Genomic DNA, 22,036 nt, shown 5'->3' with positions numbered 1-22,036 from the left:
ACCGGACATGCGAACGAAGGATCAGCATCCTAGCGAACGCCGCGGGGCGCGTTCCCGCAGAGCGGCCTCGTCCTGCAGCCGCCCCATCTGCCCTGGTCCAGGGCTGCTGTTCGGGCTCGTGCCGGTCGGCGCTTACGTCACGCAGGCCGCCGGGCCAAGTGGTCGGCTCCTCACCAGGCGGGGCGGATCGGCCCCGGTGGCGTAAGCCGGGCCAGGTCGGCGACAAGTTCGCTGAAGCGCGCCTCGCCCAGCGCTTCTCGCCATGGTGCGACGGCAGCGCGGGCTGCCTGGTCGGCGGCGCGTGTGGCGGCCCAGCCGGCCTCGGTCAGCCCCAAGAGCCGGGCGCGGGCATCGTGGGGGTGTGGATGCCGCACCACGTATCCCTTGCGGACCAGTTCCTCGACCAGCTGGGCGGCGGCCTGCTTGGTCACCCCGAGGTGCTCGGCCAGGTTGGCCGTGGTGGCGTCACCCAGGGAGATGCGGGCAAAGGCGAAGCCGTGTGCCGGCCGTAGGTCCTCGAATCCCTGCTGGGACACGCGGGCGTGGATCTCCTGCACCAACTGTCCTGAGAGTGCCAGCACGAGTGCGGAGAAGGCCAGAGCGTCATCCATGGGTTGACTATAACTCGTCAAGCTGCTTGTCTTTATAGACAAGAAACTTGTCCAAGAGGAGGCCGGTGTGCCCTTTATCCGCAGCGGCGAGGCCGTCGCGCACGAGATCCACGGTGCCCGCTTCGTTTCCTACGTCCGTCCGGCCACAGGCAGCCGGGACCTCGCCGCCTGGCGCGGCGAGGTCCCGGCCGGAACAGTGGGTCCGGCCCACACGATCAGTCACGAAGAGGCGTTCTACGTGCTGTCCGGTCGCCTCCGGTTCACCATCGGCGGCGAGAGCGCCGAACTCGGTGTCGGTGACGCTGCGGTGGCTCCGGCGGGCTCCGAACTGGCGGTCGCCAATACCACCGACCAGCCCGCGCACATGTGGGTCACCACACGTGTCGGGCTCAGCGCCGAGCTGGCCGACGGCGGCACTATCACACCGCCCTGGACTCATTGAGCCCACCGAGAACCAGTGGTCATCCGGATCGTCGACAACGGCTCTTCCCGCCGGGGGACGATCTGCCGGCCTGGCTCGACCGACACACGCTCACCGACCGACACGAAGAATCCATCGTCGCACCGGCCGCCTGATCAACCCCCGAAGGATTTACGACGCAGACTACTGAGGCTTTGCCGCGGTCCGGCGGCCACGGGTGGCCGCGGCCGGTCGCCAGGCGCGCAGGCCGTCGTCGGTGAGGCCGTGCCTGCCTTGCTCCACCTGGCGTTCGCCCCGGAAGTACGCGGCCGGGGAGCCGCTGAACGCCGGGTCGAAGTCGTCGTGCCACTGGTCGAGCCACGGCTGGAGTTCCAGCAGCCCGGCGAGGAACGGGGTCAGCTCCTCGGCGCTCATGGACTCGTGGGAGGCGATGTACGCGAGCAGGGCGTAGGCCTGCTCCTGGGGGTTCCAGCCCGTCCAGCCGTACAGGGCGGGCGTGGAACGTTGGTCTGCCCGTACGAGATGAACCGCTCCTTCGGCACGTCCAGCTTGCCGCGCGCCCGCCAGTACGAGGTCCGCACCCGGCGGCGCGGTTCGACCCGCGCGAACCGGCCTGCCATCTGGAACATCAGGACCTCGAACGCCTCCTGCCGGCGGGCAGGGTCCACTCCGTGACCCGCGGCCACCGCGTGGTCTTCAGTCTTCACAGAGGGTGGGTGGCTGGTCGTGGACGTGGTCGGCGAGCGCACGCAGTTCGTCGGCGTAAGTGGCCCAGATGTCGCCGACGAGGAAGTGCCCGACCTCTGGCAGGGTGCGCAGGCGGGCGCCGGGGACGGCAGCGGCGATGTCGCGTGCGGCGGACACGCGCAGCAGTGGGTCTCGCAATCCGTGCAGCACCAGGGTCGGTGCGGTGATCCGGGCGAGTGGGCCGCCGTGCCACTTCGCACCGATCTGGCGGCTCTGGGCTTTCTGGTCGCGGAAGCTGGCGACCTGGTGCGCGGCTTCTTTGTTCACGAACTCACGCACGTCGTACTCGTCGATGTGCTGGCCGGGTGTGGCCAGGATGCGGGCGACGGCCAGGGCCAGGGCCAGGTTGCCCTGCGGGGTCTCGGGGTAATGCAACCTGGCGAAGCGGGCCAGGGGTGCCAAGCGCAGGTAGCGCAGGACACGCAGTCCCTTGACGTCGCTGGGCACGGCCGAGGATGTGGTGAGGGTATGCACGCGTTGTGGATGGCGGATCGTGATGCGCTGCGCTACGAGCCCGCCCATGGAGTGGCCGAAGAGGTGGGCGCGCTCCCAGCCGAGTGCGTTGAGAACGGCGACCGCATCGTCGGTCAGGTCCTCGGCGCTGTAGGCCGGGGGCGCATGGCGCAGTAGGGCTGCGACCGGTGGGCCCTCACGCCGGTCGGGCAGGTGCGTGGATTGGCCGGCGTCACGGTGGTCGTAGGCCGCGACGTGAAAGCCGCGGTGGACCAGTTCCTCCACCAGTCCGTCCGGCCACCAGAATCGCGAGGTTCCCAGTCCCATCACCAGCAGCAGGGGGTCGCCGCCCGCCCCGCCGAGGTCTTCGTAGGCGATCTGGATTTCGTCGTTGTACGCGAAGCGCGGCATTGCGACTCTCTCCAATCGATTGCAAACGCCGTTCGCGAACACCGTACTCGGAAATGTAGAGTAGTGGCAACGCGGGAGGTGACAGTGGCGGGACAGCAAGAACCAGTGATCTGGCTGCGGCCGGAACAGGCACCGGTCGGACGCCCGGCCGAGCGCAGCCGCGCTGAAATCACCGCCGCCGCAGTGGAACTGGCCGACCGGGAGGGCCTGGATGCCGTCTCCATGCGCCGCCTTGCCGCGACCCTTGGCACCGGTGCCGCCTCGCTCTACCGCTATGTGGCCACCCGCGACGACCTGCTCGACCTGATGATCGACAGCACCGCCGGCGAATACCACCTGCCCGCCCCAACCGGCGACTGGCAGGCGGACCTTCTGGAGATCGCTCACCAGGCCCGACGGATCATGCGACGCCACCCCTGGCTGCCGATCCTGGTCGTCACGCGTCCAACCCTCGGCCCGCACGGGATCGACCTGCTTGAACACCTACTCGACGTACTCGCCGACCATCCGGCCGAGCCCGCCCACAAACTCGAGGCATTCGCCGTACTGAACGCGCTGACCGCGCTGTTCGTCCAGAACGAACTGGCTGCATCGGACCCCGGTGCCCAGCGCCAGTCCTCCTATCTGCGTCACGCGGCCACCACCGGCACCCACCCCCGCATCGCCGCAATGCTCGCCGCCACCCAGCCCGAACACACCTCCCACGACCGGTTCGCCACCGTGCTCACCCGCGCCCTCACCGGAGTGCTGGGCTGACTCCACCGCAGCCTCATCGCACGACCGAGGACCCGAGCACCGGCACCCCGACCGCCCTGGCTCACATCAAAGCAGCGAGATCGGCGGAAACCGGACCTCGCTCAACTTCGCCCAGGACCTGGCGAGGCGCAGCGGTTCGACAGGACCGGGCCCGGCACGCGGCCGGTGGCGCCACGGGCGTGGCGGAGGGTTTCTCCAAGGGGGGCGGCGGTTCGCCGCTCAACTGCTGCGTCGCGGTGGGTGCGTTGTCAGACTTGAGCGTTCAGCAGGGCGACGCCGAGGGCGGTGGGAGTGTGGAGGACGCTGTTTCTGTGCCGCTGCGTCTCTATGAGGCGGGCGCCACGCAGAACCGTGGTGTGTTCGCTGGCGCTGGCAGGAGCTATCCCCACGAGGGCGGCCAGTTCCTTCGTGCTGCAGGCCGGATGTTCGGCTATCGCATACAGGACGGCGCTCCGCGTATGGCCCAGAAGCGCCGCCAGCCCCGGCGGGGCCGCGGACACCGCGCCCGGGCCCAGCGAGGTCAGCTGCCGCAGTGGCTGATCACCGGCGGCCGGATAGGTGAGGATCGGCTGCTGATCGATGTCGTCCTCGATCAGGGTCCGGGTGGCGAATGCGGAGGGAGCCAAGAGTATCCCCCGGCCGCCCAGGTGGAGATCGTGGTCTATTCCGTTGGCCATGCGGATCTCCAGGACCGGGGGTTTCCAGCGCATCCATCGTGGATTGGTGTGAGCCAGTACGCTCTCCACGCCGCCCTCCGCGAACTGGCGCATCCGCAGCGAGCGGTCCGCGTTCACGACGCCGGTGACAGCCGGCCAGTGGGGGGCCAGCAGGACGTGCCACAGATTGTCCATGCCCTGGTACAGCTGCTCCTGGAGGTCGCGTTCTTCCGGTAATTGCCTGGCCCAGTCCGGAATCCCCTGCCGATGGACGAGGAGTTCCAGCTCGCTGCGGATTCGCCGGCGAGGAGTGGCCCGCATCTGCTGGAGGAGTTCCTCGGGCGATCCGTTCAGCGAGGAGTCCAGGAAAGTGGGAGACCAGCCCACTGGCGGCATGAGCGACAGCGCCATGCGCCCATGGACACTCAAACGTCCGCGGGCTTCCTGGCGCCAGGCGTCCAGACGCACGGGCCGGCTGCGGTCCTGCAACGCCCGCGCTGCAAGGTCCAATTCCATCAACGGCAGCGCCGCCTGTGTCACCTTCGTCCGCGCCAGATCCTCAGTCGTGAAATGAATGAGGTAGGCCACAGTCTCTCCCCGTGTGTCCGGCCGGGCGGTTTCCCATGTGGGTCGGCAACTGTGCGCGGGCGGTGAGGGCTTGTCGGCGGCCAGGCGCCGTTGTGGGACAGCCGGACCTTGCGGCCGCCAGGGGAAGCAGCCACTTACGGAGGAGAGGTGCCATGGGCGGCGACTTCTTGCATGACCGTGATCTTTACCAGGCCTACCAGTCGCTGGACCTGTTGCGCCGGGCACTCCTCGAACTTGCCGGTGGAGGGGGCGGCGATCCGTCCAACCACCAGCAGGGCTGGGGAAGCTCGGTGTTCGACGTTCCCCTGGGCCAGCTGGACTGGGACAGCAACGGGGTGGCGGAGATCTCCGTGTACATCGCGCCCGGACCCATGACACCGATGGGGGGTGCGGCGTACTGGATGGAGCAGGCGGCGGAGAAGCTCGAGGACGCCGCGAGCGCCACCCGCGGGGCCTGGCAAGGCGCCGTGGCCGACATGATGCGGGGCTACACGGCCGTGACCAAGGGCAACTGCGAGGCGCTGAAGAACGAACTGGAGCAGATGGCCAAGGACCTGGGCGGGGACGCGGTCGAGCAGGGCACCAGCGCCTCGCAGGCCATGGGAAAACTGACGGGCGCCGTCAGCGCCGAAGCGTCGGACATCGCCGCGGCCGCGCACAGCGCGGCGACGACGGTGCTCTATGAGAGCCCGGAATGACGCTTCCGCGGCTCACCCGTCCGACCCGGGCCCTTCACCGTTCCCCGCGCCGGGGCAGCGCCGCCGCCCTGACGTGCTCGGTGCTCGGCGCTCGGCGCGAGGAACGTGCCCGTATCCGCTGCGAGAAGGGCAACCGCTGGGGGCGGACGCCCTTCTCGGGCAGCAGCCTGGCGTAGCGGTCAGCGGAAGTCCGCGCGGTGGTCCTCGGTCCACTGGACCTCCGGCACACGGGCCTGATGTGGATGGCCGATGCCGGCGTGCCCCTGCACGTCCTTCGCAAGATCGCCGGACACGGCTCGCTCACCACGACTCAGCGCTACCTGCACCCCGACCGGCGCTCGATCCACCTGGCCGGGGCCGCCCTGTCCGCGCACCTGAGCGGCGCCGAAACCCACACCCAGATGACACCCGAAACCGCCCCTGGTCCCAAAGTGGTCCCACGAGATCGCTCGAAGCGGCATCCGCGGGTGGTCCGCTGAGAGTCACCGTAGACGCGAAGGAGCCCGCTGAGCTGGAGCGATATGCTCCGCCAGCGGGCTTCGTGCACCGGCGTGACGACACTGCCCCGCCTCGTTATGGGCCGCCGCTCGGTGCCACCCTCTCCGTGAGAGCCTCCTGAGAGACCTGCCCACCCGTCACGGCGGACACCGTTGCAGTACCAGGCGATCAACCCGCACACCGACCCCTGACGAGGGGAAACGGACCGCCTGTTCGGCTTGTCCGTCATGATCGGCGGCTCCGGATTCCAAGATCCCCGCCAGCGTCAGGCTCTCAGGTCGGATTCGTGCAAGACACCCGGTTCGGTATCGGAAAGGCTGACCGCCGATATCCGGATGCGCACCCGTCGGTGCGCACTGCGACACGGGACAGGGGTACGAGATGGCCAAATCGCTTGACGCCAAGGACATCACCGTCACCACCAACAGCAGCAATGTCATCAGTCCGTTCGACTGCGGCTACGGCTACGCCGACGACAACGACAGCAACGACTCGGGCGGCTCCGACTGGCCGGGGGTGTTCGTGGACGACTCCGACCGCAGCACCTGCTGAGTTCGGACCTTCGCGGTAGGACGCCGGTCCGGGATCGCCAGGTCGTATTCGTGCAAGACGCCCGGCCCGGAGCTCGGCAATTGTGACAGCCGCCAACCGGCGCGGGACCGGTCATGACCGGAACCGCATCACGAGGAAGGAGCACGAGATGACCACGAAGTCGCTCGAGGCCAGTGACATCACCGTCACCACCAACAGCAGCAGCAACATCGTCAGCCCGTTCGACTGCAGCTGGGGTCCGTGGGACGACAACAACGCCAACGACTCCGGTCTGTACGACGGCTGGGACGACACCAACAGCGGCGCCCGCTGCTAGTGAGGTCCTAGCCCGGTGGTAGTCGCGCCGGCCTGGCGATCCAGGCCGGCGTGCCTCCCGGCCCCGGTCGCACGCACCGGGCCGGGCTCCCCGCAGACACCAGTTCCTCCGGAAGGGACCCTGACGATGACCGACCTGCTGCCCGCCGCAGTCACCACCACCCCCGCTTACCCGATGCCCGAGCTGACGCGGCTGCTCGCTCCGCTGGCGCTGGAGGAATTCTGGCAGGAGTACTGGGAACGCCGCCCGCTGCTCATCCAGCGCGACGACGCGGACTACTACTCGGACCTGCTGACCCTGGACGCCATCGACGAGGTCCTCACGCTCGCCGGAGCGGATCTCAACGACATCCGGGTGGTCGTGGACGGCAAGGAGACTCCCGTATCGGATCTGGTCCGCGGACCCGGCCGCGCCAACCGTGCCAACGCGCTGGAGTCGCTCTACCAGCGGTACCGGGCCGGCTCCACCGTCGTGATCAACTCGCTCCAGGAGCGCTGGCCGTCGCTTTCGCGGTCGGCCTCCGCGCTCGGCGCCGAACTGGGCGTGCGGATTCAGTCGAACATCTACCTGACCCCGCCCGGCTCCCAGGGCTTCGGCGTGCACTACGACACCCACGACGTCTTCGTGGCCCAGGTGTACGGCAGCAAGGTCTGGCGCACCACCGAGGCGGACTACCCACTTCCGCTCTACAACCACCCGAACGACAAGTCGAGGCCGGGACCGGAGCCGACCCGGGAGTTCGAGCTGCGCAGCGGCGACCTGCTGTACTTGCCGCGCGGCACTTACCACTCCGCCGCCGCGAACGAGACCGCCTCGCTGCACGTCACCCTCGGTGTGCACCCCGTCCTGGCCTCCGAGGTGCTGAGCGACGGGCTGTCCAGGCTCTTCGACCAGGACGTCCGGTTCCGCCGCACTCTTCCGGTCGGCTTCGCCCGGGACGACGCGCGCCGCGCCCGGGCGCGGCAGCAGCTCGGAGAACTCATCGACGCACTGCGTGAGCTGCTGGACCCGGCCGAGCTGACCGCCGGCGCGGTGGAGCGGACGGTCTCCATGAGCAGCCCGTTGCTGCGGCACCACCTGCAGGACCTGGAGGACATGCCCGGCCTGAGCACGGACACCGAGGTCCGCCGCCGCCCCGGAGTGCAATGGCTGCTGACTGTCGAGGACGGCGTGGCCGGCCTGCACTTCCACAACAAGACCGTCCGGTTCCCGGCCGCGGTCGCCGACGAGGTGCGCTTCATCGCCGAGCGCGCGGACTGGTTCACCGAAGGCGCGATCCCGGGGGAACTGGACGCGCCCGGCCGCCGGACGCTGGTCCGGACGCTGCTGGGCGAGGGCTTCCTCACACTCCGGTGAGCGGGCCCGTGGCCGCGACCCCCGGGGCCGGGAAGGCGGGGTCCGGTTCCGACGGGGCGGCGCCTTCTTCGGATGGGGCGACGCCCGATTCCGGCGAGGCGGTTCCTGCCCGACCGCAGTTTCCGCTGCGCCGGATCCTCCGGCTCTTCCGTCCCTACCGGGCCCGGCTCGCCGTGGTGCTGGTGCTGATCGCCGGCTCGGCGGTGCTGGGCATGCTGCCGCCGTTCCTGCTGCGCGCCATCCTCGACCAGGCGCTGCCGCACGGGCGGACCGGCCTGCTCGCGCTGCTGGCGGCCGGCATGCTCGCGCTGATGCTGGCCTCCAACGCGATCGGCGTCTGGCAGGCGTACGTGTCACTCGGCGTCGGCGAGAACATGATGAACGACCTGCGGATCGCCGTGTACGCGCATCTGCAGCGGATGCCGCTGGCCTTCTTCACCCGCACCCGCACCGGGGAAGTGCAGTCCCGGATCTCCAACGACATCGGAGGCATGGGCGCCGTCATCACCACGCTCACCGGCAGCATCGTCGGCAACGTCACCACCGTCGTGGCGAGCCTGGTCGCGATGCTGGCGCTGGACTGGCGGCTGACCCTGCTGTCCCTGCTGATGGTGCCGGTCTTCGCGGTGATCAGCCGCAATGTCGGCGACCAGCGCCGGGCGATCGTCCGTCAGCGGCAGGAGCAGCAGGCCCTGCTGTCGGTGCTGGTGGAGGAGTCGCTGTCGGTGAGCGGGTTCCTGCTCGGCCGGGTGATGGGCAGGACCGAGACCCTGGTCGACCAGTTCAGCCGGCAGTCGGGCGAGTTGACCAGGCTGACGATCCGGTCGTCCATGGCGGGCCGCTGGCGCGCGGTGATGATGCAGATCATCATGGGCGCGATGCCGATCGCGGTCTACTGCGCCGCCGGTTTCACCGAGCACGACCATCACCTGGCCGTCTCGGTCGGCACCCTGGTGGCGTTCACCACGTTGCAGCAGGGCCTGTTCGGGCCGACCGTCTCACTGCTGGGCGTCGGGATCACCCTGCAGAGCTCCCTGGCGCTGTTCGAGCGGATCTTCGAGTACCTGGACCTGCCGATCGAACTGCCCGAGCCGGCCGACCCGGTCAGGCTCGCCGAGCCCCGCGGCCATCTGCGGTTCGAGAACGTGTACTTCAGCTACGGCGACCGGCCGGCCCTGTCCGGCGTCACCCTGGACGTGCCGGCCGGCAGCCACCTGGCCGTGGTGGGCGCCACCGGCGCGGGCAAGACCACCCTCGGCTACCTCATCCCGCGGCTGTACGACGTGACCTCCGGCCGGATCACCCTCGACGGCACGGACCTGCGCGACCTGGACCTCGCCGACCTCGCCTCGATCGTCTCGGTGGTCTCCCAGGAGACCCACCTCTTCCACACCACCATCGGCGACAACCTGCGGTTCGCCAGACCGCAGGCGACCGCGGAAGAGGTGATCGCGGCGAGCCGGGCGGCCCAGATCCACGACCTGATCGAGTCCCTGCCCGACGGCTACGACACGGTGGTCGGCGAGCGCGGCTACCGTTTCTCCGGCGGCGAGAAACAGCGGCTGGCGATCACCCGCACCATGCTGCGCGACCCCAAGGTGCTGGTGCTCGACGAGGCCACCAGCGCTCTCGACACCCGTACCGAGCGCTCGGTCCAGAAGGCACTGGACCGGCTGCGGGCGGGCCGTACCACCATCACCATCGCGCACCGGCTGTCCACGGTCCGCTCGGCCGACCTGATCGTCGTGCTCGACGGCGGCCGGATCGTCGAACAGGGCACCCACGCCGAACTGCTGGCCCGGCAGGGGTATTACGCACGTCTGCTGGCCCGCGACGGCCGGGCCGCCGAGCCGATGACGGAGGCATCCCGGTGACCGACCCGAAGTTCCTGCTGGCCTACGACGCCACCTGCGGCACCTGCCGGGCGATCTCCCGGGAGGTCGCGGGGGCCGCCGACGGACGGCTGCGGGTGGTGCCGCTCGACCGCCCCGACGTGCGCCGGCTGCGCGCCGACGCGCTGGGCGCGAGCGCCCCCTGGGCGCCGACACTGCTGCGGGTGCGCGGCGAGGAGGTACGCGGCTGGACCGGTCCGGCGATGGCCCTTCCGCTGCTCCTGCGGCTGGGGACACGGCGCACCGTCGCGGTGGTCGCGGCCCTGGGCCGGCTGCGGCGGGGGGACGGCGGCGGCCCGATCCGGCTGGTGGCGGGCGCGCTGGTCGCCACCCGGTTGCTGCTGACCGGGAAGGCGCCCGTCGCCGCGGCCCGGGAGAACCGCGAGGCGGCCGAGTGGGCCGCCGCCCACCGGGACGAACTCCCGCGCGACTACGAGAAGGTGACCGAGCGACCGGTCGCGTACCAACGCGCCATCTTCGCCGAGTCACCCCCCGACGTACGCAGCCGGCTCTGGATCGAGGCGCTGCGGCGAGCCCGGGTGGCCTGCGGGCCGCTCACCGAGGAGCAGCACGACGTCTTCGACCGTGCCATCGAACTCGCCCATGACGAACGGCTGTTCACCGAGGGCCGGGCTCCTGACGCGGCGCTGGACGGCCAACTGGCCCGACTTCGTACCGACGCGGTCTCGGCCTTCCCGAAGCCCGGGCCCGCCCGGCTGCTGCTCGGACTCGGCCGGAACCGCAATCAGGAGGCCGGGCGGGCGGGATGACCGCGGCCCGGCGCCCCATCACCCACACAAGGAGAAGCACACCATGCTGAATCTGAAGAAGACCAAGCGCCTCACCGCCCTCACGGCCGCCACCGTCGCCCTGGCCGGCGGCGCCGCCCTCGGTCTCAGCGGGTCCGCGAGCGCTGCCGTCGGCAACCCGGACCCGTCGACCACGGGCGGGTGGCACCTCTTCCTGCAGAACGACGCGTACAACCAGCGGTACTTCCTGATCTGCAACTACACCGGCTCCGCCCAGCGGGTCTGGGTCGACGTCCATGTGGCCGACCAGGGCGACACCTACGCGACGCTTCAGGACGTCAACACCGGCTGGACGACGACCGGGACCCACATCAGCTTCAACAACGGCGGCTGCGAGGAGTTCAACATCCTCAACTACAACGGCTACGACCTGCTCGGGCAGGTCAACCCGTACGACACGGGCTGGGTCGCCTACAACTGACCCGTCCCCGGCATTGACTGCCGACACCACGGCGTGCACGTGCGCCGCGCGCGCACGTGCACGCACGCCGCCTTCGACACAGTCGGGAGCGCACACCACCGGATCACGCTGCCGGATCACGCTGCCGGAGCCGGCTCGTACGAGCGGGTCGCCGCGTGCCCCGCCAGGTCGAGGGCTCGCTGGGCGAGCCACTGGTCGTGGACGGCGCTGGGCGACCGGAGGAAGGAACGCTGGAGCAGGACTTCGCTCCGTGCCAGGCGTTTGCGTACCGCGGACGCCGAAAGGGACAGCGCGGCGGCCGTCGGGCCGATGCGCGCGTCGAGGCGCAGCCAGGTGGTGAGCGTCTGCGCGATGCAGGCCGGGACCTCTGGCGTCCGCAGGGGACGGAACCGGCCTTCCGCCCACTCCACGACGTGGGGCAACGCGAGGAGCTGGTCCAGGGACGGCGTGCCGTCGGCTCCCGGGGGCCGGGGCTCGTCGCGGGGCGGAAGGCTGGCGGTGACCGTACGCAGGGCGAGGTCCAGCGCCGCTTGGTCGGCGAGCCGGTTCAGGTCGAGGCCCAGCAGTTCCTGGACCAGGGCAAGACGCGTCGTCAGGGTGTTGCGGTGGATCTTCAGGTGCACTGCCGCACGGGAGGCGAAATGGAGCCATGACGTCGCGGTGGCCAGCAGCTCCGCGCTGTCAGGGTCCTGCGAACGGCGGGCGCGGTGGGCGCGCAGCGGGGCGAGGAAGGCCCCGGCCCAGGCCGCCGCGTCCGGCCCGATGGTGAGGGTCAGGTCGGGGCTGCCCGCGAACGAGGCCTGGCGCTCGGTGCGGTGGCGTGCGGCGGCGAGCGCGTGGAATGCCTGGGCATAGCCGGTGGCGGTATCGCGCAAGGGCACGGCCTCGCTCACCCCGATCCGGCAGGCGTCCGCCACGGACGGGAGCCAGGCCCCCTGCGGAGGGCTGTCGGTGGTGTGGTCCCCGGGTCCGGCGGAGACGAGGACCATCATGTGGTCGGCGTACACGGGGCACGGCACGACCCACGCGTCCTGGGCCGCCTCGGCCACCGCGTCCGCCACCGCGTCACGTTGTGCGCGCGGTCCCTCGATGACGTACACCCGCACCACGTCCGGAAGCGCGGGGCGCAGTGCCGCCGCGACCTGGCGTGCGGCGCTCACCTGACCGTTCATCAGCAGGTGCAGGACGGCTTCCCGGTTCCGGGCGTCGGCGAGCCGCAGCCGCCGCTGCTGCCGCGCGGCGTACTCCGACTGCCAGCACAGGCTGAGGACGGATGTGGCGTCCGCGAGCAGCAGCGGCAGCTCGGGCGGCGCCGGCCGTTCCCTCACGGCGGCGAGAAGGGGCGCGCGGACCCCCGACGGGCCGTCGAGGGGAAGGGCGACGCAGGTGAGGTGTTCCTGGTCGATGGCCACGGACTTCAGCCCCCGCGAGGCCACCTCCCGCACGGCGCGGAGAACCAGCTCGCGCGTGGCGCCGGCCAGGGACGACGGCGGCGGGGAGGCCACGGTGCCCGAGCGGTTCACCAGCAGGACCGCGGCTCCGGTACGGGCGGCCAGCCACCGGAGCAACTGCGCGGTACCACCCCTACGGGCCGCACGCTGCATGTCGAGCACGTCGTCGGCGCGTTGAGGCGACCTGCCTGTGGTCGCCGTGTCCGCACGCGAGTGGTCACGGTTCACGTCATCCCCCCGAATCCTTCGAAAGACGACCAAAGCTGTTCAATTGCAGACTGTCCCGGTGCCGGACCGCACAACGAAGGCCGTTGTGCGGTCCGGCACCGGCGGGACACCTTCACCGTGCGCAGAGGTCCCTCGCGCCGCTGTCCGTACCGGCCCTCCGGCCACCGTCGTGGCAGCCGGGGCCTTCGCGGCTCGGTTCAGCGGAATGTCGAAGTTCTTCGCGGACATGGAAGTGCCGTCGGGTACGGCGGGGACCAGGGTGGACCGCTTCCCGGCCCCGACCGCGCAGTCCCGCAGCAGGCGCGGGAGTCGGCGTCCGGTCTCGTGTGGCGCAACGAGGGATCCCGGAGCAGCCTCTCCGGCACGGCGACCGGATCGGCCCGCAGCGTCCGCACTTCGACCGGGACGGCATCGGCCGGGGCTGCAGGAAGCAGCGGGATCGGCAGCGTCACGATCTCAGGGCGCTCCCGGGGGCGGGAACCGGCCGGGTGTGCCGGTCCGCCGGACAACGTTCCGCGGGCCGCGGGACGGAGCGGGCCGACCAACGACTGGTACACGATGCACTCCCCGTTGAGTGATGCCTTGTTCGAAGGTCTCGAATACTTCGAGACCTTCGTGTGTGGATCCCCTGGTGGTTCATGGGTGTCCTGCCGCGGCTGGTCATGGCCGCTGGGCCCGGTGAGAGGCCGTTTCGGCGCGCGCGAACGCCTCAGCGCCCCCACGGCGATGTTATGGACACGCGTCCGTCGACCGTCCTGGATTCGTCCTAGCGCCAGGTCGGTCAGGGCCGTCGGCGCTGATCGTGAAGTGCCGGGGGGACATGGGATTCGGCGTGCCGGGGGCACGCCCCAAGACACCGGGCGCGACGTCGGGCTCGACGGACCGGGGCAGGCCAAGATGCCGGCTCGCTGTGCACCGCGGCACCGGAACCCCCGCTTCACTGTGCAACTCGCCACGCCACGCCCCGCGTTGCCGACCCTACGCTCGCGACGGAACGAGAACAGGCACATCGATGCCCGGACGAGCAACGGGAAACATCCAAGGCCCCTTACCAGGGCTCCACTCGTACAGGGGGAAGCACACCATGCGGAAACTCGGGAAGACCGAGTGCACCCTCGCCTCACCGCCGCCACTGCCGCCCTCGCCGGCGGCGCCACCATCGGCCTCGGCGGACCGCCGGCGCCTCTGTCGGCAACCCGCCGCCGGCGAGCACGAACTGGTTCAGTCCCTACCCGGAGAACAATGCGGGAGGTCGGTACCACCTGGTCCGCAACGAGCGGTCCAGTGCCGACACGGTCTACGTCGGCGTCGGGGAAGGTGACTCGGGGAACGCCCTGGAGCTTCAGGACGTCAACAGCGGCTGGGTGCCTCACGGCGCGAACATCAGGTCCAACCCCGGTGGCTGTGAGGAGTCCAGCGTCATCGATTACCACGGCGTCGGGCTCGCGGGGTACATCGAGGCCCCGCACACGTACAGCGCGGGCTGGAGCGACTTCAACCGACCCCACTCCCAGCCGTGCGCCCCTGAGCTGAACGAAGGGCTCTCCGGCAGGTCGCCGGGAGGGCGTGCGAAGGCTCCGGCGCCGCGAAGGGCAGCCGGCGCTGTGTCGTACGGCCCGCGGCCGGGCGTGACGACAGGCGGGGGTCTTCGGCAGGTCGCACCGCATCCTGGTGGCGGGACCGATCGCGGTCGGCGGCATTTCCCACCGTAGGGACCGTGGGACGGCCGTGCCGAATCGCCGGTACGGCCGTCCGTCGCGGACACGTCTCAGCGGCTGCGGCGTCCGTTCCCGCTCGCCCGCCTCCCCGACCGGCCCGAGCAGCACGTGCCGAGGCTCCGTCGGGGACGACGGCGCCCCCGGCCACCGTGTCGTGCGGTGTCCCCACGGGCGATCACCGCCACGGTGGCCGGTTGCCGTATACGCAAGGCCACTCCTCTCCCGCCGATACCGGCACGACGCCTCGGTGATCAACGGGCCGCGACTGCCCCGCGGTCCGGCCGCCACCGCCGCCACCTGTTCTTCGACTCACGACCGGAAGCCACCACGCATCGGAGGATTGCCATGCAGGGGACAGCTGTGCCCGTCATGCGCCCGAACGGCGACCGTGGCAGACGCACCCTGCTCGGCCACCCGTCGGCAGCCGCGCTCCACGGCCAGGTGCTCGGCTACCGGGCGTTCGAAGCCGGTCCGTGCCCACCGCGCCGCAGGCTCCTGATACCGGACGGAATCGTCCGGCTGACGTTGGGCTTCGGCTCCCCGGTGCGTCTGGCGGACGCCGTATCACCTGACCGGGCCGTCACCGGTGCCTCCTTCCTCACCGCGGCCCGCACCACCGCACTGGTCGCCGAGCACCGCGGCGGAGTCCGGTGCGTGACCGTACTGATGACTCCGCAAGCGGCCTACCGGCTTTTCGGGGTGCCCATGTCCGCCTGGTCGGAACTGGTGGTCCACCCGGCGCAGTTGCTGGGCTGCTCGCCGGTGACCGCGCTGGTCGAGCGGCTGGCGGAATGCCGGGGCTGGGCAGCGCGATTCGCCTTGCTGGACGCGGAGCTGGCCGTCCGGATGCCCGCCGGGCCGCAGTGCAGCGCGGAAGTGGGGCGGGCCTGGGGCGAGTTGCGCCGCGCCCACGGCCAGGTGCGGGTGTCGACCATGGCCGGGGCGGTCGGCTGGAGCAGCCGCCAGTTGGAGCGCCGGTTCCGCCGGGAGATCGGGCCCTCGCCGAAGGGCATCGCGCAGATCCTGCGCCTGCAGCGTGCCCTGCGGCTCCAGGAGGGCGGCCTCCCCTGGGCCGGGGCCGCGCTTGCCGCCGGCTTCTTCGACCAGCCGCACTTCGACCGTACTTTCAAGCAGATGGCCGGCTGCACCCCGAACCGCTTCTCCAGCGCGCGCACCCGGTCCGCTCCCGAGGAGCGGCCGGACCATGCCACCGGCCACCCGAGCAGCGCTCTCCTGCCGTAGACGAGGTCCCGGCACCCGCTGCCGGTCCTGGGGACTGTCCTTCTCGGGGATGACTGCCCCGTGTGGCACTCTTCCAGCGCGACGGGGGTGGCGCGGCTCGGGGGGCAGCGAGTACTCGGGGAAGGCGAGGGCCGCTCGTGCGCCCACCGCCGTCTCGCGCACCCGCCGGTCGAGTGTACGTGCGCTGCCGAGGACCCACCCCGGGCCGCGGACGTACAGGACCGCGGACAGCGGGCCTGCCTTCCTGGGCCGCCACGAGGCGCACGGCGACGCTGCCCTCCGGCCCGCCCGAGACGGCGACCCAGGTGGTCACACGCCTGCGTGAAGCCGCCGCCTTCGACAGCCGACGGGTGTCCGCGCCCGGAAGTCCGGTACGGCCCTCGGCGAACACCACGCGGGTCGAAGCCCCTTACCGGCACGCCCTGCCGGACACTCGGGTCAGGCGCGGGCCGTGGCGCCGGGTGTGCGCAGGGATCGCGTACGTCGGCGGGTGCGCCGCAGGAGCCACGCCTCCTGAAGGGCGGTGACGCAGCCGGCGGCGGAGAGGAGGGCGTAGAAGACGTAGAGCTTGTGCAGGTCGTCGAGGAAGTACCAGATGCCGGGGGCGGCGGTCGCCCAGAAGGCGACCACGGGCAGCGCGCCGGTGGCGCGGGGGCGGCGCAGCGCGGTCAGGGCGCACAGCGCGGCCGTCAGGCAGAGGAGGGCGGCGAGAGTCGCGTAGGACCCGGCCCAGCCGACGTAGGCGCGGCGCAGATCGGAGTTGACGGCGAAGGTCTCGGCGGCGGGCCCCCAGGCCAGCGCGCAGGACAGGCGCGGGGACAGGGGCAGGACCAGCAGGGCCAGGACGGCGGCGACGTCGGCGACGCGGCCGAAGTGGTCGGTGTCGACCATCTGGCCGTGCGCGCTCAGCAGGCAGAGCAGAGCACCGAGGACGGCGAGCAGGACGCCGGCGGACGGGGGCCGGGCGGCGGCACGCAACCGGGTGAGTGCGAGGCGCAGGCGGGTGCGGGGGGCCGGGCCCGCCAGACGGGTGGTGGGGGTGGCGGTGGCGGCGAGCGCGCTTTGGAGGGCGAGCCGCATCTCGTCGGCGTCGGCGAACCGGTCCGCCGGGTTCTTCGCCAGCGCCCGCATGACGACCACGCCGACCGCCTCGGGTATCCGCGGCTGGAGTGCGGTGACGGGTTCCGGCGCGGTGAAGAGGTGGTCGTGCATCACGGCGAACGGGGAGTCCGCCGTGAAGGGGACGCGCCCGGTCAGCAGTTCGTACAGCAGGCAGCCCATGGCGTACAGGTCGGCCCGGTGGTCGATGTCTCCGCTGCTTATCTGCTCGGGCGAGAGGTACGCGGGCGTGCCGGGGACGGCGCCGCTGCCGGTGAGGCGGGTGGCGGCCTCGGTGAGGGCCTTGGCGATGCCGAAGTCGAGCACCTTCACCGCGGTGCGGCCGGCCCCGGCACTCGCCCCGGCGGTGGCGCGCATGATGTTCGACGGCTTGATGTCGCGGTGGACGATGCCGTGCTGGTGGCTGTGGTGCAGCGCGTCCAGCACCTCGCAGCCGACGGCCACCGCCTGGGCGACCGGCAGCGGCCCGGACCGCAGCGCCTCCGCCAGCGTCTCGCCCTCGACGTACTCCATGACCAGGAACGGCCGCGGCCCTTCGAGTTCCGGTTCCTCGCCGACGTCGTGGATGGTGGCCACCGCGGGGTGGTTGAGCGCGGCGACGGCGTGTGCCTCGCGTTGGAAGCGAGCGCGGGCCTCGGAGTAGTGCGCCAGGTCCTCTGAGAGGACCTTCACGGCGACCGTACGGCGCAGCCGGTTGTCGACAGCGCGGTGGACGGTGCCCATGCCGCCTCGGCCCAACTGCTCGACCAACTCGTACCGGCCGCCGAGCAACCTGTACCCCACCGCGCCCCCCGTCCCCGCCCGGCCCGGCGTTCCGCCGCCCGTCCCGCCCTGATCGCCTGGCAGCTTACCGACTTCGGCGCTTCGAGGTGACGGCGGTGGGAGGCCGGGGGAGAGTCCGGTCCCGGCGAGGAAGCCATTGAGGTGATGGGGCAGTACGGGAGCTGTTCGAGTCCACTGCGGACGTGCGCCCGGGCGCCGGCCTCACCGAGCAGACAGGCCGTCTGCCGCCCGATGGGACGGTGGCCTGCGCGCTCCAGCAGCGTCGCGAACCGCTTGTCGTCGCGCTCGTACAGCAGGACCGTACCGCGTCCGCCCCACGCGCCGCGGAATGTCCTCGTCGTGATCTGTCAGCAGCGGGTGGCGGTCATGCCACCAGCGTTCCCGCACGGGCTGTCGACCGGCCGCCGGCAGTTACTCACTGTTGATGGGATGTGTTGCTCGTCCGGCGCAGGTGGGCCTCGATCAGCGCGAAGGTGGTTTCCGGTTGTTCGATCTGCGGGAGGTGGCCCGCCTTTGGGATGACCTCGAGCCGGCCGTTGCCGAAGGCGTCGGCGTACGCCGCGCCGTAGGCGGGAGTGACGATGCGGTCGCTCTCACCCCAGAGCAGGAGGGCAGGCGTGTGGATATGCCCGAGCCGGCGCAGCAGCTTGGGGTTGTGCATGTAGGGGTCGCCGGCGAGGATGCGCATGGTGGCCATGTTGGTTTGTCGGCGTGCGAGTTCTTCGGATGGGACGTCGGCCGGGTCGAGGTAGTGACGGTCCGGGTCGTGCCAGGTGTGCTCCGCAACGCCGCGGGCGTCAAGGGTGAAGAAGTCGGTGATCGGTTCCGTCTCGACCTCCACGCCGACAGCGTCGATCAGGACAAGGCCGGTGATGATTCCCGTGCTGTCGCGTACGGCCATCTCGGCGGCTGTCCAGCCCCCGAGGGAGGAGCCGATCACGAGAACGTCGCGCAGTCGGCGTTGACGCAGGGTGTGCAGGTAGGTCAGGGCGAGGTCGTCGATGCCGGTGAGCCATGCGGGGCGGTGCGTGCCGTCCCAGCCGGGGTGCACGGGCGTGAGGGTGTGGGCGACGCGGGCGAGGTGCTGGGCGAGGCCGGCGACCGTGGCGGGGCCTCCGCCGCCGTGCAGGATGAGAACTGGCCTGCCGGCTCCGGCTTCGGCCAGAGTGAGGGACAGGTCGGCGTACACGGTTGATGCGTCTGTAGGCATGCCCACCACAGTAACTAAATATCTTTATATAAGCTAGCTGAGTTATGGCGTAGACTCGCTCCATGCATGGTGAGCTGCAAGAACTCGGCAGAGCGGTCAAACAAGCCCAGTATCGGCAGCATCGGGCGCTTGACAGCGCACTCACGGCCGTCGGCACCACGCTGGCCCAGTGGGACGCCCTGCGTGCGATCAGCCGCTCGCCCGGGTCATCGGCCCGCGAGCTGGCCGCAGCGACGTTTCAGACCGAGCAAGCCTTCGGAACGCTCGTCGGCCGCCTCGCGGCACAAGGCCTCGTGGAGCGTCGACCGGGACACGGCCGGCGCATCGAGCACCACCTCACGCCCCTGGGCGAGCAAGTCATGGCGGCCGGCCACCAGGTCGCCGACGAGGTGCTCGCCGACTGTTTCTCCGCCTTGTCCGACGCGGACCGCGCAACCCTGCTCGACCTGCTTCAGCGCCTCACCGCGGATCGAGACACGCGATGAGGTTGAAGGCTGCTGCCCCGCCGACGCGGCGGCCGTCAGTCGGGCCGGGGCAGTGCCGATCCGATCCATAGCAGGGGCATGACCGTCGGCGGGGTCGCCCTGGTCGGTGAGCAGGTCGGTCACGCCGCCGCGCAGGAGCAGGCGGCCCAGGTGCGGGCGGGGCAGCGCGGCTCGCACCGGTGAACAGCACATGCCCGTGTGCCCTGGGAGACGTGCGGTGGCACGTTCAGGATGTCACCGGGGGAGTGGTAGAACTCCAGTTGGGTGACGCGGGGGTGCTTGCGGGCCTCGGCCAGTCCGTCTGCGGCCGGCAGATGACCGGGGCGCTCGGTGCGGAGCGCACCGCCCCGCCGTTCCTACCCGTCGGTCGGCGTCTCCCGCGTCCCCCGCGTCCCCCGCGTCCCCCGGCCGGCGGCCGGTCCGGCCATGCCGCCACCGCCGGCGCCCACTGCGCCGTGCGGGGCCTTGGCGCCGCTGCCGCCGGCCTCGAACTTCCCGTCCCGCAACTCGAAGTGCTCAGGCAGCGAGCAGCCGATCGACGGGGTGACCAGCAAGCTCACCGTGACGGGCGCGGGGTTGCTGCTCGCCACCGAGAACTCGCAGATCGCGCCGCGTCCGGTGACCGGGAACCAGAACCAGCCGTCCACCGCGCCGACCCGTACCTCGTCCGACAGCACGAACCGGCCGTGCTGCCGGACGAAGGCCTTCAGGCGTACGGAGGCCGCCAGCGGGTCGGCGGTGGACCGAAGCGCGGTCAGGGTGAACTCGACGTTCCGGTCCGCGTCCAGCACCGAGGACGCGATCTGCCTGCTCTCGGCCGCCGGCCCTCCAGCCGTTCGCCCGCCATGGGCCTGAGCTTTGCTCGGGGTCTGGGCCTGGGCTCGGGCCCCGGTGGTCTCGGCAGGAGCGGCCAGCACGGCGACGACCGCGGCGGCGGTGGCCAGCACCGTGCCGCCGCGCACGAGCGCGCTCGCTTGTATCGGCATCTTCTCTCCCAAGTGGTCATACGTACTTTCATCGGACGAATGCCACTCTTTTCTTTTCCACCGGGCAATGGGAAAGATCGCCTGGACCACCCGTTCGCGCGCGGTGTCACCCGTTCGGCACGCGGTGGTAGTGCCTGGGGCGGTCAGCGCGCCGCCCGCCGGAGCGAGCGGTGTGGCGGTGCGATCCGCCCGGAGCGCCGCCCGAGCGCCGGGGGGACGGGACCGCTGAGCCGCACGCGCGCTTCGCCCCGTACGCACCACCGCGCACAGCGAAGGGGCGGGCGCGGCGTGCCGCGCCCGCCCCCGGGGGGAACCGTCACCTCACGGCGTGATGACGCTGACGTACGCGTCGGTGTTGCCGAACTGCCGCGGGCAGTCCAGCGACGGCGCCGGGGCTGCCGGACCATCGGCGGCGGTCGTGCCGCCGCCCACCGCGTCGTCGTCCTCCTGTGCCGGCGCGGTGCCCTCGACCTGGTGCTGGAAGGCGTCGACCACCGGGCAGTCGGCGCCGTGCCGGGAGTCGGTGTCGATGAACCACGCGTGGTCATCGGTCGACACCAGGGTGCTGTAGTCATCCCAGAACTGGCGTGCCAGGTTGTTCTGCGCGCCGGCCGCCGGGTCGCTCGGGGCGCTGGAGGTACGGATCGGGGTGGTCCACGAACCGCCGTCCGCCTTGCCGGTGTACCAGGTGTTGATGGCGGCGTTACCAGTGCCGTACGTGGTCGGGTCCTTGGCAGTCAGGCCCTGGTAGGCCACGTCGACGCGGCCGTTGGGGGCGACGTCCAGGCCCTGGAAGAAGGCGTAGCCCTCGGCGGCGGTGGACACCGTCGTCAGCGGGGCCCACGTGCGGCCGCGGTCGGCGGAATGCGTGACCACCACCCGGCCGCCGTCCGCGGTGCGGTTGACCCAGGCCAGCCACACCGTGGTGGAGCCGGTCCGCGGGTCGGCGGCGATGGAGGTGAAGCTGTCGGTGCGGAAGTTCGCCCCCGGGATGGGGTCCTGGATGTCGGCCACCGGGCCGGCGGTGACCGGACGGGACCAGGAGGTGCCGCCGTCCGCGGAGGTGGCGACCACCTGTTCGCCGCTCTCCTCCCACACCACGTACACCGTGCCGTCGGGGCCGACCGCGGGCTGCGAGCCCTGGCGTCTCTGCACGGTGTTGTCGGAGGCGGGCGACAGTTGCTGCGGGCGCGCAGGTCGCAGCCGGCGGCGGGGGTGGTGGGGTCGGTGTACTTGCCGGTGCAGGTACAGGGATTGGCGGGTGGGTTGGGGGCGGTGTTGGTGGCGGTGGCCTGGCCGTAGGCGGTGTAGGCCCAGTTGGTCCGGGAGGTGCCGGCGTTGTCGGTGAGTTTGGTCGTGGTGGTGGAAGTGGGCGGCGCCGGTGGGCAGGGTCTGGGACTGGATCTGTTCCAGCGGGTTGTACTGGTGGGTGGCGGTCAGGGTGCCGCTGGCGTTGTAGTCGGCGGCCGTCGGGCTCATCAGGTCGGAGCCGTTCGGGGCGTGAGGCGGTCGTTTGCGGAACCGGGCGCACGCGTGACGGTGTCTATCCGGTCTTGACAGCTCATCGACGTTCTGAATTCGACATACTTGTGGGCGGGGTCGTACCGCGGGAGCGGACAGGGGAGGGAA

Annotated in this window: 20 protein-coding genes and 1 pseudogene; 12 read left to right on the top strand and 9 right to left on the bottom strand. The window is 71.1% G+C overall.

What is annotated here, in order from left to right; genetic code table 11:
• Positions 1–170: 170 nt before the first annotated feature.
• Positions 171–611, bottom strand: coding sequence for a MarR family winged helix-turn-helix transcriptional regulator (locus K7G61_RS21885; protein ID WP_225848622.1), 441 nt, complete (start codon positions 609–611; stop codon positions 171–173).
• 67 nt (positions 612–678) lie between these two features.
• Between K7G61_RS21885 and K7G61_RS21880 the strand changes: the two genes are divergently transcribed.
• Positions 679–1,053 (top strand): cupin domain-containing protein, encoded by a 375-nt coding sequence (locus tag K7G61_RS21880; RefSeq protein WP_225848621.1) that lies wholly within the window; start codon positions 679–681, stop codon positions 1,051–1,053.
• A 162-nt stretch (positions 1,054–1,215) separates the two neighbouring features.
• On the opposite strand, the pseudogene K7G61_RS21875 reads toward K7G61_RS21880, so the two are convergent.
• A pseudogene (locus tag K7G61_RS21875) lies at positions 1,216–1,613 on the bottom strand (SAM-dependent methyltransferase); the annotation flags it as partial.
• Between the two features lie 115 nt (positions 1,614–1,728).
• Positions 1,729–2,643, bottom strand: coding sequence for an alpha/beta fold hydrolase (locus K7G61_RS21870; RefSeq protein ID WP_225848620.1), 915 nt, complete (start codon positions 2,641–2,643; stop codon positions 1,729–1,731).
• Positions 2,644–2,748: 105 nt separating this feature from the next.
• Here K7G61_RS21870 and K7G61_RS21865 point away from each other — a divergent pair, with 105 nt between their 5' ends.
• Positions 2,749–3,399 (top strand): TetR/AcrR family transcriptional regulator, encoded by a 651-nt coding sequence (locus K7G61_RS21865; protein WP_225848619.1) that lies wholly within the window; start codon positions 2,749–2,751, stop codon positions 3,397–3,399.
• Positions 3,400–3,647: 248 nt separating this feature from the next.
• On the opposite strand, the gene K7G61_RS21860 is transcribed toward K7G61_RS21865, so the two are convergent.
• Complete coding sequence (locus tag K7G61_RS21860; protein WP_225848618.1) at positions 3,648–4,643, bottom strand: winged helix-turn-helix domain-containing protein; 996 nt, start codon at positions 4,641–4,643, stop codon at positions 3,648–3,650.
• A gap of 152 nt (positions 4,644–4,795) precedes the next feature.
• Here K7G61_RS21860 and K7G61_RS21855 point away from each other — a divergent pair, with 152 nt between their 5' ends.
• From K7G61_RS21855 to K7G61_RS21820, 8 genes are all read left to right on the top strand, one after another.
• Entirely contained in the window at positions 4,796–5,341 is a 546-nt protein-coding gene (locus tag K7G61_RS21855) for a hypothetical protein (protein ID WP_225848617.1), read from the top strand.
• A gap of 236 nt (positions 5,342–5,577) precedes the next feature.
• On the top strand, positions 5,578–5,820 hold the full coding sequence (locus tag K7G61_RS21850) for a site-specific integrase (protein WP_263984678.1): 243 nt from the start codon (positions 5,578–5,580) through the stop codon (positions 5,818–5,820).
• A 400-nt stretch (positions 5,821–6,220) separates the two neighbouring features.
• Positions 6,221–6,391, top strand: coding sequence for a hypothetical protein (locus K7G61_RS21845; protein ID WP_225848615.1), 171 nt, complete (start codon positions 6,221–6,223; stop codon positions 6,389–6,391).
• A gap of 148 nt (positions 6,392–6,539) precedes the next feature.
• Positions 6,540–6,707: a hypothetical protein gene (locus tag K7G61_RS21840; protein WP_225848614.1), complete on the top strand. Its 168-nt coding sequence runs from the start codon at positions 6,540–6,542 to the stop codon at positions 6,705–6,707.
• A 126-nt stretch (positions 6,708–6,833) separates the two neighbouring features.
• Entirely contained in the window at positions 6,834–8,063 is a 1,230-nt protein-coding gene (locus K7G61_RS21835; protein ID WP_225848613.1) for a cupin domain-containing protein, read from the top strand.
• A 125-nt stretch (positions 8,064–8,188) separates the two neighbouring features.
• The gene (locus K7G61_RS21830; RefSeq protein WP_225848680.1) at positions 8,189–9,937 is read left to right on the top strand and encodes an ABC transporter ATP-binding protein; all 1,749 of its coding nucleotides are present in this window, start codon (positions 8,189–8,191) and stop codon (positions 9,935–9,937) included.
• Entirely contained in the window at positions 9,934–10,725 is a 792-nt protein-coding gene (locus tag K7G61_RS21825; RefSeq protein WP_225848612.1) for a hypothetical protein, read from the top strand. Before K7G61_RS21830 ends, K7G61_RS21825 begins: the two co-directional genes overlap by 4 nt.
• 43 nt (positions 10,726–10,768) lie before the next feature.
• Positions 10,769–11,185 (top strand): hypothetical protein, encoded by a 417-nt coding sequence (locus tag K7G61_RS21820; RefSeq protein ID WP_225848611.1) that lies wholly within the window; start codon positions 10,769–10,771, stop codon positions 11,183–11,185.
• Positions 11,186–11,301: 116 nt separating this feature from the next.
• On the opposite strand, the gene K7G61_RS21815 is transcribed toward K7G61_RS21820, so the two are convergent.
• Positions 11,302–12,864: a helix-turn-helix domain-containing protein gene (locus K7G61_RS21815; protein WP_225848610.1), complete on the bottom strand. Its 1,563-nt coding sequence runs from the start codon at positions 12,862–12,864 to the stop codon at positions 11,302–11,304.
• Between the two features lie 2,063 nt (positions 12,865–14,927).
• On the opposite strand from K7G61_RS21815, the gene K7G61_RS21810 reads away from it, so the two are divergent.
• Positions 14,928–15,824 (top strand): AraC family transcriptional regulator, encoded by an 897-nt coding sequence (locus K7G61_RS21810; protein ID WP_225848609.1) that lies wholly within the window; start codon positions 14,928–14,930, stop codon positions 15,822–15,824.
• Positions 15,825–16,262: 438 nt separating this feature from the next.
• On the opposite strand, the gene K7G61_RS21800 is transcribed toward K7G61_RS21810, so the two are convergent.
• Positions 16,263–17,726, bottom strand: a complete 1,464-nt coding sequence (locus K7G61_RS21800) for a protein kinase (RefSeq protein WP_225848608.1) — start codon at positions 17,724–17,726, stop codon at positions 16,263–16,265.
• A gap of 415 nt (positions 17,727–18,141) precedes the next feature.
• Positions 18,142–18,936: an alpha/beta fold hydrolase gene (locus K7G61_RS21795; RefSeq protein WP_225848607.1), complete on the bottom strand. Its 795-nt coding sequence runs from the start codon at positions 18,934–18,936 to the stop codon at positions 18,142–18,144.
• A gap of 62 nt (positions 18,937–18,998) precedes the next feature.
• On the opposite strand from K7G61_RS21795, the gene K7G61_RS21790 reads away from it, so the two are divergent.
• A complete protein-coding gene (locus K7G61_RS21790) occupies positions 18,999–19,421 on the top strand; it encodes a MarR family winged helix-turn-helix transcriptional regulator (protein ID WP_225848606.1) in 423 nt (140 codons plus the stop codon).
• Positions 19,422–19,777: 356 nt separating this feature from the next.
• On the opposite strand, the gene K7G61_RS21780 is transcribed toward K7G61_RS21790, so the two are convergent.
• Positions 19,778–20,407, bottom strand: a complete 630-nt coding sequence (locus tag K7G61_RS21780) for a hypothetical protein (RefSeq protein ID WP_225848605.1) — start codon at positions 20,405–20,407, stop codon at positions 19,778–19,780.
• A 321-nt stretch (positions 20,408–20,728) separates the two neighbouring features.
• Entirely contained in the window at positions 20,729–21,886 is a 1,158-nt protein-coding gene (locus K7G61_RS21775) for a sialidase family protein (protein WP_225848604.1), read from the bottom strand.
• Positions 21,887–22,036 lie beyond the last annotated feature (150 nt).

The sequence above is a fragment of the Streptomyces sp. HPF1205 genome (assembly GCF_020400825.1).
Taxonomy (GTDB): domain Bacteria; phylum Actinomycetota; class Actinomycetes; order Streptomycetales; family Streptomycetaceae; genus Actinacidiphila.
This window is presented reverse-complemented; position numbering and strand designations above follow the sequence as displayed.

Bases quoted from the DNA above. Each gene is read 5' to 3' on its own strand.
- K7G61_RS21885 (WP_225848622.1), bottom strand. From the start codon at position 611: ATGGATGACGCTCTGGCCTTCTCCGCACTCGTGCTGGCACTCTCAGGA.
- K7G61_RS21870 (WP_225848620.1), bottom strand. From the start codon at position 2,643: ATGCCGCGCTTCGCGTACAACGACGAAATCCAGATCGCCTACGAAGAC.
- K7G61_RS21855 (WP_225848617.1), top strand. From the start codon at position 4,796: ATGGGCGGCGACTTCTTGCATGACCGTGATCTTTACCAGGCCTACCAG.
- K7G61_RS21850 (WP_263984678.1), top strand. From the start codon at position 5,578: ATGTGGATGGCCGATGCCGGCGTGCCCCTGCACGTCCTTCGCAAGATC.
- K7G61_RS21845 (WP_225848615.1), top strand. From the start codon at position 6,221: ATGGCCAAATCGCTTGACGCCAAGGACATCACCGTCACCACCAACAGC.
- K7G61_RS21840 (WP_225848614.1), top strand. From the start codon at position 6,540: ATGACCACGAAGTCGCTCGAGGCCAGTGACATCACCGTCACCACCAAC.
- K7G61_RS21835 (WP_225848613.1), top strand. From the start codon at position 6,834: ATGACCGACCTGCTGCCCGCCGCAGTCACCACCACCCCCGCTTACCCG.
- K7G61_RS21820 (WP_225848611.1), top strand. From the start codon at position 10,769: ATGCTGAATCTGAAGAAGACCAAGCGCCTCACCGCCCTCACGGCCGCC.
- K7G61_RS21810 (WP_225848609.1), top strand. From the start codon at position 14,928: ATGCAGGGGACAGCTGTGCCCGTCATGCGCCCGAACGGCGACCGTGGC.
- K7G61_RS21795 (WP_225848607.1), bottom strand. From the start codon at position 18,936: ATGCCTACAGACGCATCAACCGTGTACGCCGACCTGTCCCTCACTCTG.
- K7G61_RS21790 (WP_225848606.1), top strand. From the start codon at position 18,999: ATGCATGGTGAGCTGCAAGAACTCGGCAGAGCGGTCAAACAAGCCCAG.
- K7G61_RS21780 (WP_225848605.1), bottom strand. From the start codon at position 20,407: ATGCCGATACAAGCGAGCGCGCTCGTGCGCGGCGGCACGGTGCTGGCC.
- K7G61_RS21775 (WP_225848604.1), bottom strand. From the start codon at position 21,886: ATGAGCCCGACGGCCGCCGACTACAACGCCAGCGGCACCCTGACCGCC.